We start from the raw sequence: 14,613 nt of genomic DNA on the forward strand, positions 1-14,613 counted from the left end.
TGGTTTTTTAACAAAGAACCCCCCTCAGAGAGGGGGTTTTCATTGACGAGAGGGACAACGCGGTATTATCAGGAAACCAGCGAAAGTGTCTGCTGTTTCTCCGCTTGTACTGTTGCCAGCCACTGCGCGATCCGCTGTTTTTGCGCATCATCTAAGGCCATACCCAGTTTGGTGCGACGCCAAATGGCATCATCAAGCTCGACTACCCACTCTTTTTCGACCAAATAGCGCAATTCTGCCTCATACAAACCATGACCAAAGTGCTCGCCCAAACTTTCGAGGCTGGTGGCATCTGCTAAAATCAGTTCGCTGTGACTACCATAGGTGCGGGTATAGCGGCGCGCCAGAGCTTCAGGTAACCAGTTATAACGATGGCGCAACTGCACGGTATAGTTGTCACGGTTGCCACCGATATCACCACCCGGTAACGAGCCAGTTTTCGTCCACGCAGGGCCGACATTTGGATAGTAACCTGACAGTTTTTCCAATGCGTGTTCTGCCAGTTTACGGTAAGTGGTCAGTTTGCCACCGAACACGGACAGCAGCGGTGCTTTGCCGCCTTCATCGGCGACATCTAGCGTGTAGTCGCGGGTAACGGCTTGCGGCGAATCTGACTCATCATCACACAGCGGGCGAACACCTGAGTAGGTCCAGACGATATCGTCGCGGCCCAGCTGTTTTTTAAAGTGGTCGTTATACACTTTCAGCAAGTAATCAATTTCTTGATCGTCAATTTTCACATCTTTAGGATCACCGTGGTATTCCACGTCGGTGGTGCCGATGATGGAATACTCATCCAACCATGGGATAACGAAAACAATACGGTGGTCTTCGTTTTGCAGAATATAGGCTTGCGGCTGATTATGAACCCGAGGAACGACAATATGGCTGCCTTTAATCAGGCGGATACCATAAGGCGATTTCAGCTTCAGGCCATCATCGAAGAACTGTTTTACCCATGGGCCGGTAGCATTGACTAGCCCTTTGGCACGCCAAGTAAAGGTTTTGCCGGTATTCACATCAACAGCTTCAACCATCCACAAGCCTTGCTCGCGCCATGCCCGGGTCACTTTGGTACGGGTGCGCACTTCACCACCACGCTCGACCACTTCCTGAGCATTCAATACCACTAAACGCGCATCATCCACCCAGCAATCAGAATATTCGAAACCGCGCACGAGTTCTGGTTTCAACACTGACTCAGGACCAAAACGCAGCCCTTTACTGGCTGGCAGACTGGTACGTTTACCCAAGTGATCGTACAAGAATAAACCGGTACGAATCATCCACGCCGGGCGCAGATGGGGTTGATGAGGCAAGCGAAAGCGCATTGGGAAAGCGATATGGGGAGCCAGTTTCAGCAAAACTTCACGTTCGGCCAGCGCTTCGCTCACCAGACGGAATTCGTAATGTTCCAGATAGCGCAAGCCACCGTGGATAAGTTTGGAGCTGGCGGAAGACGTAGCACAGGCCAAGTCTTGCGCTTCCAGCAGCAGAACGGACAGGCCACGCCCTGCAGCGTCCGCAGCGATGCCGGCACCATTAATGCCACCACCGATCACGATCAAGTCTTTGGTTTCCATGCTTACTTCCTCCGGATGTTCGAAACAGCTCTTTAATGTTCGTTTTCGCTCATGATTGTAATCAAAAACCAACAAACAAGCCAAGAGTTAACCAAAAAAAAACATTCTCCCGTGATGGAGGTAACAGTTTTGTTATCAGGATGTGGGGGGAATTGGAATTGAGATTAGTGAGCGGTTCGGTTGTTAAAGTATCGGATCAGGTTTCGGTTGATATTCGTTCCGTGAACACCTAATTTCAGTCGCTTCAACCGAGCAGGAGGGCAAGCCGGCCCTCCTGCACCTGCGGCTTGCGCGAAATATTACTGCTATTCGCAGTCCCCTCCAGCAGTTTGCAGGCTAATCGAACCGAGGCTGACTCGCTCCCAGCTCGACAGCCCCTTTCGCCGCGTCCATGCGGCTCATTCGGCCTGCAATCTTTGTCGGTAATATTCCTGATTGCGCTTAACGTCAGAAGATAAATTCAAAACCTGGGTTTGGGGTTTTGATGTTAAAAGCACATTTGAGCAGCCGAGTGAAGAATGAAGGTAGGACGCGAGGCATGGATGCCGAGCGAGGGCCGCTTGAGCATGGATGCGAACCGGGCCGGTCCGTTAGTGAAATGATGAATCGAGGGCCACCCACGAAGTGGGCTAGCGATACGTGCGTAGGCGCGGGATTGTTAAGGGTGTGCGCTAACACACCCTTGACCGGTTGAGGCTTATGAAGCTCAGCAAACACCAATGCTTTAACAACCGAACCTATTCCCCGATCGGATTGAACATCAACTAAACTGTTAACAAAGTTCTAATTGAACTTCATGTTGCTCAATAATCTTCATTACACTCGGCGGTGGCAATTGATCAGTAAACAAATAGTCGATCAAATTCATATTCCCCAAATTCACCATCGCATTACGGCCAAACTTGGAGTGGTCGGTCACTAACATCACACAGCGAGAATTTTCGATAATCGCTCGTTTGGTGCGCACTTCATGGTAATCAAACTCCAGCAGGGAGCCGTCCATATCAATGCCGCTGATGCCGAGAATGCCGTAATCAAGGCGGAACTGAGAAATAAAATCTAGCGTGGCTTCGCCAATAATCCCACCATCTCGGGTGCGGACTTCACCACCGGCCAAAATTAGCCGAAAATCTTCCTTGGCTGTCAGCAATGTGGCGACGTTCAAATTATTCGTCACCACTCGCAGGCCCTTATGGTTCATCAGGGCGTGAGCGACAGCTTCAGGCGTGGTACCGATATCGATAAATAATGTTGCACCATCGGGGATCTGGCTGGCAACGCGTTGAGCAATACGCGCTTTTTCTTCCGACCACATCACTTTACGGTCGTTATAAGCCGCATTGACTGAACTGGAAGGTAATGCTGCCCCACCATGATGGCGGTGAATTTTGTTTTGATCCGCCAAGTCATTTAAATCGCGTCGGATGGTCTGCGGGCTGACGGCAAAATGCTCCACTAACTCTTCAGTACTGACGTAACCTTGTTGGCGTACCAATTCAATAATCGCATCATGTCGCTGCGTTTGCTTCACGATAATCCCCTAATGCGCCTGATTGCTTCAGGCAGTTATTGTGCGGTTTTAGCGCTATTGCGCGTATCCCAAAATGCCATCAGTAACCCAATAATCAGACCTGAAACATGAGCTGCATTGGCAATTGATAAACCTAAAATATCGAAATATCCGGCAACCAGCCAGAGAACAGAGAAAGCCATCAAACCGCGAGGCAATGAGATACCGCGTTCAGGCGCACGTTCGCCAGTCAGCCAGACATAACCCATTAAGGCATAGACCACACCCGAAAGGCCGCCGAAATTCACACCGCTAAACAGCGATTGCCCCCAGCCACTAAATAAGGCTGAAACAATAGTTAATACCAGCAGCTTGCCGGTGCCAAGCCGTTTTTCCATCTGCCCGGCCAGATACCACCACCACATCAGATTAAACAGAATATGCAGCAGTGAAAAGTGCAATAAGGCATGGCTACCCCAACGCCAGATTTGCAGATACTGGCTGCTATCGCGGGGCCAAGCCAACCAGGACATCACGGTGGCATCCCCGACAATTTGCATCAGAATATAGATAGCAATGGACAGTATCATGACACTCAGGGTCAGCGGCCCCGCTTGACTGCGAATCGTTTGGAGATAGGAAAAACGCTGATAGGTTAAATTAGAATGCAGATTACCCGACTGCCAACTGGCGGCCTGATAACGCGGATTAAGAGGATCCAGTAAAAACTGTTCCAGCTCATGTTGTACCAAAGATAATTGCTCATCATCGGCGAGCCAAATTTCGGCGCCCTGATCATCAGGGCGAGCTTCCAGTGCCACATTGCGGGTGGCCATATAATCAACAAAGGCCTGCGCCAGACGTAGATTAGATATTGCGATGACACGAATCATATTTTAATTACCGCCTATACCCTGCGTACTTAAAGCCGCAGGGGTGTTATCTACGTTCACTCACCGTAATCACTGATTTGCGTCAGCTCATCGAGGTTCGTTTGCTTGCCGCCTTCCTGCAACTTCAATGACGTTAGGTATAGATATTCTGAATACGATTGAAGTGCTTAAAAATATCATAATTTGTTTGTTCGTTGCGAATGCCTGGTCATAAACGAACAATAAAGATCAGGCATTTTCACGAATGATTTCTTGTGGATAGTTCTTGGCCCAAGCTTCAAACCCACCATCAATACTGTATACGGCCTCGAAACCTTGCTGAAGTAGATACTGTGCAGCACCTTTACTGCTGTTTCCGTGATAGCACATCACCATGACAGGCTGCTCAAAATCGGTTTGCTGCATAAAGGTATGCAAGCTGCTATTGGTCAGATGGAATGCCTCGGGGGCGTGGCTTGCCTCATAACTTTGCGGATCGCGGATATCGACTAAAACCGCCTGTTTATCTTTCAGGCGGGTATGTGCTTGCTCAATGCTAATTGTTTCAAACTGCTCCATTTTTTTGCCCTAATGCAGATGAGTCATATTTATGCGCCATTGTAAGCGATTTTGAGTTAATAAAAACCAACAAGTTATATAGGGTTATGTCTATCATATTCAATGTGTCTATTTTATAAATTAAGGGGCTTTATAAAAGAACTCTCCGATGTGAAGGGATAGGATTACATGAAATAAGCTAAGAGGTATTTATATGGATGATATAACCACAGGATACTTTTCCAATCATAAGTTAAATATCAATGATTTGAATTCTCTTCAAAACGACCCCGAAAACTTTAAACCGCAATTAACATTAAAAGAGGCGATTATTGATTTCTTAAGAAAGCTATTGTGTCTTGATACAAAAAGTCATGCGCTATTTAGCTTGAATAAGTCTATATATGAAAATCATCTTGAGCACAGCCCAATTAAAATATTAACTCTTTTTGATAAGTTACTCCCTGATGACTTAAAAGATAATATGAGTTTTTTTATTCATTATGGAAGTAATGATGAAAAAATAAGATGTATAGAAATAACATGCAATGGTAAATTTTTAAAGATAAATCCTGAGCAGTGTTGGTTAACGGATACGGATAAAGAGATAATAGAACAATCAACATTTAACATTGCTACAGTGATAAGCAAGGCAGACAATGATCTTTGTGGTTTCCCTATAAATAAAAATAGGAGAGAGCACGAGGAAATAACAAGAGAAGACCTCATTAAACATGAAGTAACTAAACTGATTGATGAATGGTCAATTGCGAATGAGTATGATAAAAAAAGTTATCATGCGACGCTGATAACTAATATATACAAAAGCCAGATTGAACGGTTTATGATAAGCGTTGATGGGGTTCCTAGATTGGATATTCCCCTGAATGAAAAAGAGCGCGAATTAATAGAAATCACTTTTGATGAATATGGGGAAAATATAAGTTCGAATATTATTGATTTTAAGATTAGTCATCATTATACCGCATGTCCATATTCTGAGATGACGAAGGTAATGGCAAGGGTTGATGATATATTAAGAAGTATTTTGGAAGGAAATGATTATCCTAACTATAATAGGATAGAGCGGCGAAATTATATTGAACCCATAGTAAAAGAAATAGAGAAATTAGGTTTGTTAACCCAATGCAATAACATAATAAGAAGAATGGGGGTTGAAATAACCTCAGGTGAAGGAAGCTCAGAATCCACTTCGCAACATTTAAGTGACATATCGAAGAATGCAAGGTTACTTTATCTCAATGAATTAAATATTGCATTTGATCGGAAACAGGCTGGTTTAATTTCTAATGATTTAGATGAGATAAAAAGAAATATAATCACTAAAAAACATGCTCCGTATAATCCAGATGAGAGAATAAAATATATTGATTTAATTGTTAATACATTGAGGGAGAAAGAGAATGACTTTGTGGGTAAGGAAGCAGAAATAGAGAGCGGAAGGATTAAAAGTGAGATAAGAAATATTAATATTCTTCATGAATATTGTGAGAGGATCATTGATATGAGCGAAAACATTCTAACGTAGAGAGCCAACTCATCGTCATAGAGGAGATGAAAAGCAGGGTGTATTCACCCTGCGACTTAAACATACCCCATCATTTGCAATAATCGCTGCGCTTGCTGCACCGCTTCTTGACGGTGGGCAACCCCCAGTTTTTGATACAAATTGCGGATATGCGTTTTAATGGTAGTGGCTGCCACCTCCAGCTCACCGGCAATCTGATCATTACTGTAGCCGGAGTAAATCAGCCCCAATACTTGCCACTCGCGTTGTGTGAGTGGGCTGGTGCGGATAAGCTCTGGTACTTGTGGATGCGTGAGCAACTTATCGACGAATATCTCATCAAAGTGAGCAAACTTATGCCGATGATGCTGATTAATGTCTTTTAGGATCCGCTGGGCGCGGTGCTGTTCCAACTCGGGTAATGCATTTAGCTGAATCAGTTGCCGAAGCTGTTGTGCCATCGCCTCACCTTCAATTACAAAGTGGCTGATAAAGCCAGTGCGATTGGCGAGCGATAGTGACTCAATCAGTGTTTTTTGTGCTTCGCTTTTACGTTCGGTTTGCCAGTAAAGAATATTACTTAACAATAAGTTACGGTTAAGGTCGCTGGTTAAACGTAAGCGGCGAGCATTTTCATTCAGCTCGTCCAGTACCACTTCCGCTTCATTATAACGGCCCAACATAATTTGTATTCGGGCGATATTGCGCCACTGACCCTGCAAAAAGTGATTATCCGCCATACCCGGTTTTTCTGCCTGACGCAGCCAATTGGCCGCCGCGACTTTATCACCGGTCATCTGCCAGTGAATGACCCTCGGTTTGTCTGCATTGGTTATCCAGTCGAGGTGATACTGGCTACCGTGTTGCAGCGCCTCACAACGCTGAATATACATATTGGCGTTATCCAGATCTCCGCGCGCTAGCGAACATTTTGCCAGCATCGCCAGGCACTGTAATTGCTGCTGTGGCTGGTAGTTGACCAGAATCTCGATCCCCTTACGCGCGGCTTCTTCGGCTTCATCCAGCCGAGACCACGACCACAAAACCTGAGAGCGAATACGCAGTAAAAATTCATGCATCGGTAATTGTTCAAGATGCTGCTCATGAATCAAATCAAAAGCCTTATCTTGTGTTTCGTAGGCTGCTTGCAGGAACCCCTGCGCAATCAGAATTTCACTTTGTTGCAATAACGCCCACAAAGCATAGTGATAAGCTTCGTGGCGCCGCGCCATTTGCTCTGTTTGCTGCATCATTGGTAGCGCCCGGCTCAGTTCCCCTTTGCAATGGTGAACTTCACCCGTGACAGAGGTGGCAACAATCCGGCTGTAAAAGTTTGCCATCGGCAGGTACTTCAGTGCATCTGTAGCCAACTTCTCGGCTTCATCCGGCTTGCCAGCATTGATAGCCACCTGAGCACGCAACGCATCAAATTCAGCCCGCAAAATTTCATCAATTGGAATTTTGCGCTCCTGCATAGCTGACTCCGCGCGTTCAAGCAGCGTATTGACCTCGCCATAGCGATGTTGGCTTTGTGCCAACCAAGCCTGTAGTAAGGCCAATTCAGGGTTTTGTACCAACAGAGAGTAGGGCAGGGCGACCAAACATTGTTCCAGTAGCGCCAACTCGCTGTGATTAAATAGCGCCCAGGCATGTTGTAGCAAAATGTCGCGCAGCATACCGACATCACCAGCCGCCAGTGCGTGGTGGATAGCTTCAGCCGGGTAACCCAGCGCCATCCAACCCTCGGCTGCCGAATGGTGCAGTTCAGGGAGTTCCAGCGCCAATTCCCACTGGCAGCGCTGGCGCAGGAAAGTGGCAAACAGTGGATGGAAGCAGAACCATTCTCCACTGTCATCCATACGATGGATAAACAACCCTTGCCGCTCTAATTCTTCCAGCCGTTGCTGGCCATTATCTTCCCCTGTTAGGCGCACAATCAGGGCATCATTCATGGAGCGTAATACCGAGCAGCGCAGCAGGAAGGCGCGGGCATCACTGTCAACCTGATCCAAGACTTCATCGACCAAATAATCTGACAAATGGCTGGCATTCAGCCCTGCCAGACGTTTTGCCGATTTTTGTGCTGAAGAGTTGGGTTGACGTGAGGATAGCGCAATCAATTGCAGCGCTGTTGCCCAGCCTTCAACTTCATCACACAGGCGGCTGCTATCGCCTTGTTCCAGCGGTACGGACAGGCGGTAATCAAAGAATTGCTGTGCTTCCTGATGGTTAAATGCCAGTTGTTGCATCCCCAATTCCAGCAACTGGTCACGAACCCGCAGGTTAGCAATACCCAATGGCGGCAAGGTGCGAGAAAGCAGAATCAGCGTCAAATTCTCTGGCTGATGGCGCAGGAAAAAACGCATGGCTTCATGAATGGCATCATTGGTTATCAGATGATAATCATCGATGACCAGATAGAGTGGGCCATGCCAATCAGACAATTCGATGAATAACTGGGCAAACAGCGCGGAAAGACTGGCGTATTGATGTTTTTGGCTGATGGCTTCGCTTTTATTGCAATGCCCCGCAGTCGCCAATTGTACAGCGGCGATCAGATAGGTCGCGAAACGCTCTGGCTGATTGTCACTTTCATCCAGAGAATACCAGCCAAGATTCGACTGGTCTGCCGCCCACTGAGCGATCAGCGTGGTTTTGCCGTAGCCAGCCGGACAATTTATCAATGTCAGGCGATAGTTTGCGACACCGGATAACTTCACCAGCAAGCGGTCGCGTATCACGGTATTTTGCAGCCGTACCGGGCGGCTCAGTTTTGATGGGATCAGCATGCTGTGTCCGGTTTAAAAGAGGTCCGGTGAGAAGATGTCCTGACGATTGATATGTCCATTTGTAGTGAAATGTTACAGGCATTCATAAGAGTAATTATTTTTAGCCTCGTAATTAATCAGCACTGCTAAGGTCTGATAACGGACATCTTATTGCAATAGAGTTAATGTTTCCTATGGCTGTAAGTTGCACCGGATCACAATTTTAGCTACGCCCTGCGACTCATCCCCAGCTAATCCCTCGGCAGGATGATGCTCTTGTTAGTTCTCATTGGCAGGATATGGGTAACATTACCATTACCCCACTCACAGGATAGAGACTTCCCTATGTCACAGCCTATGCTTAAAAAGGACGATTTCCTGGCCGCACTGACCCGCCAGTGGCAGCGCTTTGGCTTAAGCTCTGCACAGCAAATGACCCAACACCAGTGGTGGGAAGCTGTCAGCGCAGCCTTAGCCGAACAGTTGTCGGCCCAGCCAGCACCCAGTGAAACCCAAAAAGTACAGCGTCATGTTAACTACATTTCGATGGAGTTTTTAATTGGTCGCTTAACCGCAAATAACCTGATTAACCTAGGTTGGTATGATCAGGTCGAGGCGCTGTTGGCCGAGCAACAGGTGAATTTGAGTGATTTGTTGGAGCAGGAAACCGATCCTGCATTGGGTAATGGTGGCTTGGGGCGCCTTGCGGCCTGTTTTCTTGATTCAATGGCGACCGTTGAGCAACCCGCCACAGGTTATGGCCTGAATTATCAGTATGGTTTGTTCCGCCAATCTTTCAGTGAATGTAAGCAACAGGAAGCGCCGGATAATTGGCAGCGCGAAAGCTATCCGTGGTTCCGCCATAACGCAGCGCTGGCGGTGGATGTCGGTTTTGGTGGCAAGCTCGAGAAACAAGCTGATGGCCGCCAGTTATGGCGTCCGGCTTTTACCTTCCGCGGCGAAGCTTGGGACTTGCCGGTGCTGGGCTTTCGTAATGGCGTAACACAACCGTTGCGTTTATGGCAGGCGACTCACCAGCATCCATTTGATTTAACTGACTTTAATGACGGTAAATTCCTGCTTGCAGAGAAAAGCGGCGTTGAAGCAGAAAAACTGACCAAAGTACTGTACCCGAATGATAATCATCTGGCGGGTAAGCGCTTACGCTTAATGCAGCAATATTTCCAATGCGCATGCTCTGTGGCCGATATTTTGCGTAAGCACCATCTGGCGGGGCGTAAATTGGCTGAACTGCCAGATTATGAAGTGATTCAGCTAAATGATACCCACCCGACTATCGCTATCCCTGAAATGCTGCGCGTGCTGCTGGATGAGCACCAGTTAGATTGGGATGCGGCTTGGGCAATTACCAGTAAAACCTTCGCTTACACCAATCATACTCTGATGCCAGAAGCGCTAGAGTGCTGGGACGAAAAACTGGTACGCAGCTTGCTGCCACGCCATTTTGTCATCATCAAGCAGATCAATGCGCAGTTTAAAAAACAGGTAGATAAGCAGTGGCCGGGGGATGACGAGGTATGGGCCAAGCTGGCGGTTCACCACAATAAGCAAGTGCGAATGGCGAACTTGTGTGTTGTGAGCGGTTTTGCAGTCAATGGTGTGGCACAGTTGCACTCTGATTTGGTTATCAAAGATCTGTTCCCTGAATATTATCAATTGTGGCCAAATAAATTCCATAATGTGACTAATGGCATAACGCCACGCCGCTGGCTGAAGCAATGTAACCCAGCACTTTCGTCGCTCATCGATGAAACACTAAAAGTCGAATGGGCGAATAATTTAGATGCATTAGCCGGGCTTGAGTCTTTTGCTGAAGATAAGGCCTTTTGCCAACGCTATCAGCAGATTAAATATGACAACAAAGTTAAGCTCGCTGAATATGTTCAGCGCGTCATGGGAATCACCATTAATCCTGATGCTATCTTTGATGTGCAGATTAAGCGGCTGCATGAATATAAGCGTCAGCATCTGAACCTGTTGCATATTCTGTCGTTGTACCGCCAGATTCGTGATAATCCGAACTTGGATATGGCCCCGCGAGTGTTCCTGTTTGGTGCCAAAGCTGCGCCGGGTTATTATTTAGCCAAAAATATTATTTATGCTATTAACCAAGCGGCTGAGAAGATCAATAATGATCCGATCGTCAAAGATCGTCTGAAAGTGGTCTTCATTCCTGATTATCGTGTTTCAGTCGCGGAATTGATGATCCCTGCCGCGGATGTGTCTGAGCAGATTTCTACCGCCGGCAAAGAAGCCTCCGGTACGGGTAATATGAAGTTGGCGCTAAATGGTGCATTGACGGTTGGCACATTGGATGGGGCTAATGTCGAAATTGCTGAACAGGTAGGTGACGAAAATATCTTTATTTTTGGTAATACCGTTGAGCAAGTCAAAGCGATTCTGGCGAAGGGCTACAAACCACAAAAGTATCTAAAAACTGACGCACATCTGAAAAGTATTCTGGATGAATTAGCCAGTGGGGCATTTAGTAATGGCGACAAGCACGCATTTGACATGATGTTGCATAGCTTGTTGGAAGGGGGAGACCCTTATCTGGTACTGGCTGATTTTGCTTCATATTGTCAGGCCCAGAAGAAAATTGATGCCCTGTACCGCGATAAAAAGGAATGGACTCGTCGTACCATCCTTAACACTGCACGGGTAGGGATGTTCAGTTCTGACCGTTCAATTCGTGATTATCAACAGCGAATCTGGCAAGCCAAACGTTAAGGAGAAGACTGCATGGATCGTAAATCGCTCGATCAAGCAGCGACACTGGCAGGGATTGCCGCCAGCTATATTAATGCGCATGGTAAACCGCAAGCTATTTTGCCGGAAACCAAGCAGCAGTTGTTGGCGGCGATGGGGCGTACACATGCGCCCCATGATACTCAGACAGAAAAAGCACCATTACCGGTGGTAAAAGTCTTTACTTTTGGCAGCCCAATGCAGTTGCCAATGGCGGGTTCAGGTGATTATCACTGGCAGCTACAGACAGAAAAAGGTGAGTTGCACCAAGGGCGCATTAGCGCGAAAAAAACACTGACGCTACCTGCATCTTTACCGCAAGGCTATCATCGTTTGGTGCTAGAACAGGGCTTACAGCAGTGGTTGTGCTCAGTTATCGTCGCTCCGAAACGTTGCTATGAGCCAGATGCTTTACTGGCTGGAAAAAAGCTTTGGGGAGCCTGTGTTCAGCTCTATACCCTGCGGTCTGAACGTAACTGGGGTATTGGCGATTTTGGTGATTTAAACCAGATGCTGGAACAGGTGGGGGAGCGCGGTGGTGCCTTTATCGGTTTAAATCCGATTCATGCGCTGTATCCGGCCAATCCACAGAGCGCCAGCCCTTACAGCCCCTCATCCCGGCGTTGGCTGAATGTAATTTATATCGACGTTAACAGCGTGGATGAATTCCAGCACAGCGAAGCTGCGCAAAAGTGGTGGCATCAACCAGAGATACAGCGAGTGCTGACCCATATTCGGGCTAGTGAATGGGTTGATTATCCGCAGGTTATGCAACTTAAATTGAGCGCCCTGCGTCTGGCCTTCCCACTATTTACTGCTCGTAAAGCAAAAGATACGCGGGTACAGGCATTTCATAAGTTTGTTGAGCAAGGGGGCAGTAGCCTGCATCAACAAGCCGCTTTTGATGCCTTGCACGCTCATTTGAGCAAAAATGACCCAATGATGTGGGGTTGGCCAGTATGGCCGGACGAATATCGTGACGGTCACAGCAATGCAGTGGCTGAGTTTTGTCGTGAACATGCCAATGAAGTGAATTTCTATCTGTGGTTGCAGTGGTTGGCAGCCAGCCAGTTTGATGACTGCTTCCGCGCCAGTCAGGCGCGAAAAATGCCACTGGGTTTGTACCGTGATTTGGCCGTGGGTGTAGCAGAAGGTGGTGCTGAAACCTGGTGTGATCGCGAACTGTATTGCCTTAAAGCGTCGGTGGGTGCGCCGCCCGATATTTTAGGGCCATTAGGCCAGAACTGGGGATTGCCACCGATGGATCCTCACGTCATGGTTGCACGTGCTTATCAGCCATTCATTGATTTGCTGCGCGCGAATATGACTAGCTGTGGTGCTTTGCGCATTGACCATGTGATGGCTTTATTGCGCCTATGGTGGATCCCTTATGGGCAAACCGCCGACCAAGGTGCTTATGTCAAATATCCGGTAGATGACCTGCTGGCAATATTGGCTCTGGAGAGTCAGCGCCATCGCTGTATGGTGATTGGCGAGGATTTAGGTACGGTTCCCGTCGAGATTGTGGGTAAATTACGCGACAGCGGCGTGTATTCCTACAAAGTGCTCTATTTTGAGCATGACAGTGAGAATACTTTCCGTGCACCACAGTCGTATCCGGTACAAGCAATGGCAACCATTACCACCCATGACCTGCCGACACTGCGCGGTTATTGGCAGGGAGATGATTTGACGTTAGGGAATAAGCTGGGGCTTTATCCGGATCAACAGATATTAAAGCAGCTTTATCTTGATAGAGAGCGGGCGAAGCAAGGCTTGCTGGAAGGGCTGCATCATTATGATTGCGTACCGAAGAAAGTGGGTCATAAAGCGTCGTTGCTGGCAATGAGTCCGGTTCTTAACCGTGGACTGCAACGTTATGTAGCAGACAGTGCTAGCGCGTTACTGGGTTTGCAACCGGAAGATTGGCTGGACATGGCGGCACCCGTTAACATCCCCGGAACCAGTGATGAATATCCAAACTGGCGACGTAAGTTGACGGCAACATTGGAAGAGATGTTTGCTGACAGCCAAGTTAATCGTTTATTGAAAGATTTGGATAAGCGGCGCAAGAACGTTTCGGCGGGGTAATATTAGCCTGATTTTTTGATTAACAAGTGAAAGGGGAATCGCACTTAGCGGCGCTTCCCCTTTGTTTTGCATCTCATCTTGTCAGCCAAAAGAGATTAGCCAAAGTCATTGGTGTTACAGCAAGGCAGCCAGCGAGCAAATCCCGATGAGCTGACACAGGTCAGAGATTCGGGTGCGTGAGTGCAGCTAACACCGCTGTCGCCTAGTAAGAAGAAAGAGATTAGCCAAAGTCATTGGTGTTACAGCAAGGCAGCCAGCGAGCAAATCCCGATGAGCTGACACAGGTCAGAGATTCGGGTGCGTGAGTGCAGCTAACACCGCTGTAACGCCAAGGACGAAGGTTAATAATTAGTAGTAAGAGTGCTCGCCACGCTGATGCTCGGTCAAATCTCTCACGCCTTTCAATTCTGGGAATTTCTGCAACAGTTCTTTCTCGATGCCTTCTTTTAGGGTGACATCGACCATGGAACAGCCGTTACAACCGCCACCAAATTGCAGGATAGCCAGCGCATCTGGTGTGATTTCCATCAAGGTCACACGACCACCGTGGCCTGCCAGTTGTGGGTTAATTTGCGATTGCAGAACATACTCAACCCGCTCCATCAGTGGCGCATTGTCATCCACTTTACGCATTTTGGCATTAGGTGCTTTCAGTGTGAGCTGCGAGCCTAATTGGTCAGTGACGAAGTCAATTTCAGCGTCTTCCAGATAAGGCACGCTAAGTTCATCAACATAGGCTGACAGTTGCTCAAACTTCAGTTCAGTATCTGTTGCCTCAACCGCATCTGGCGGACAGTAAGACACACCGCATTCTGCGGTTGGCGTACCGGGGTTGATAACAAATACGCGGATTTGGGTGCCTTCTTCTTGGTTTGCCAACAGTTTGGCAAAATGAGATTGTGCTGCGTCTGTTATTGTGATCATGGCATCTGCT

9 protein-coding genes are annotated in these 14,613 nt (G+C 47.6%); 3 read left to right on the forward strand and 6 right to left on the reverse strand.

The window, feature by feature from the left end:
* Window positions 1-68: 68 nt before the first annotated feature.
* From glpD to glpE, 4 genes are all read right to left on the reverse strand, one after another.
* The gene (gene glpD, locus ACIOG0_RS00745) at window positions 69-1,583 is read right to left on the reverse strand and encodes a glycerol-3-phosphate dehydrogenase (protein WP_128451423.1); all 1,515 of its coding nucleotides are present in this window, start codon (window positions 1,581-1,583) and stop codon (window positions 69-71) included.
* 772 nt (window positions 1,584-2,355) lie between these two features.
* A complete protein-coding gene (locus ACIOG0_RS00750) occupies window positions 2,356-3,114 on the reverse strand; it encodes a DeoR/GlpR family transcriptional regulator (RefSeq protein ID WP_050140012.1) in 759 nt (252 codons plus the stop codon).
* A gap of 35 nt (window positions 3,115-3,149) precedes the next feature.
* Window positions 3,150-3,986 (reverse strand): rhomboid family intramembrane serine protease GlpG, encoded by an 837-nt coding sequence (gene glpG / locus ACIOG0_RS00755; protein WP_050099533.1) that lies wholly within the window; start codon window positions 3,984-3,986, stop codon window positions 3,150-3,152.
* Window positions 3,987-4,214: 228 nt separating this feature from the next.
* Entirely contained in the window at window positions 4,215-4,544 is a 330-nt protein-coding gene (gene glpE, locus ACIOG0_RS00760; RefSeq protein ID WP_050140011.1) for a thiosulfate sulfurtransferase GlpE, read from the reverse strand.
* Window positions 4,545-4,737: 193 nt separating this feature from the next.
* On the opposite strand from glpE, the gene ACIOG0_RS00765 reads away from it, so the two are divergent.
* Window positions 4,738-6,072 carry a hypothetical protein gene (locus ACIOG0_RS00765; RefSeq protein ID WP_128451422.1) on the forward strand — a complete coding sequence of 445 codons (1,335 nt, stop codon included), beginning with the start codon at window positions 4,738-4,740 and terminating at the stop codon, window positions 6,070-6,072.
* Window positions 6,073-6,128: 56 nt separating this feature from the next.
* Here the strand turns inward: ACIOG0_RS00765 and malT are convergent, their stop codons facing one another.
* Window positions 6,129-8,840, reverse strand: coding sequence for an HTH-type transcriptional regulator MalT (gene malT, locus ACIOG0_RS00770; RefSeq protein WP_050099536.1), 2,712 nt, complete (start codon window positions 8,838-8,840; stop codon window positions 6,129-6,131).
* Window positions 8,841-9,164: 324 nt separating this feature from the next.
* On the opposite strand from malT, the gene malP reads away from it, so the two are divergent.
* Window positions 9,165-11,570 carry a maltodextrin phosphorylase gene (gene malP / locus ACIOG0_RS00775; RefSeq protein ID WP_050295733.1) on the forward strand — a complete coding sequence of 802 codons (2,406 nt, stop codon included), beginning with the start codon at window positions 9,165-9,167 and terminating at the stop codon, window positions 11,568-11,570.
* A 12-nt stretch (window positions 11,571-11,582) separates the two neighbouring features.
* Entirely contained in the window at window positions 11,583-13,679 is a 2,097-nt protein-coding gene (gene malQ / locus ACIOG0_RS00780; protein ID WP_050099538.1) for a 4-alpha-glucanotransferase, read from the forward strand.
* 348 nt (window positions 13,680-14,027) lie between these two features.
* On the opposite strand, the gene nfuA is transcribed toward malQ, so the two are convergent.
* Window positions 14,028-14,603 (reverse strand): Fe-S biogenesis protein NfuA, encoded by a 576-nt coding sequence (gene nfuA, locus ACIOG0_RS00785; protein ID WP_050099539.1) that lies wholly within the window; start codon window positions 14,601-14,603, stop codon window positions 14,028-14,030.
* Between the last annotated feature and the right edge of the window lie 10 nt (window positions 14,604-14,613).

The sequence above is a fragment of the Yersinia vastinensis genome, from assembly GCF_044905075.1.
Lineage (GTDB): Bacteria > Pseudomonadota > Gammaproteobacteria > Enterobacterales > Enterobacteriaceae > Yersinia > Yersinia vastinensis.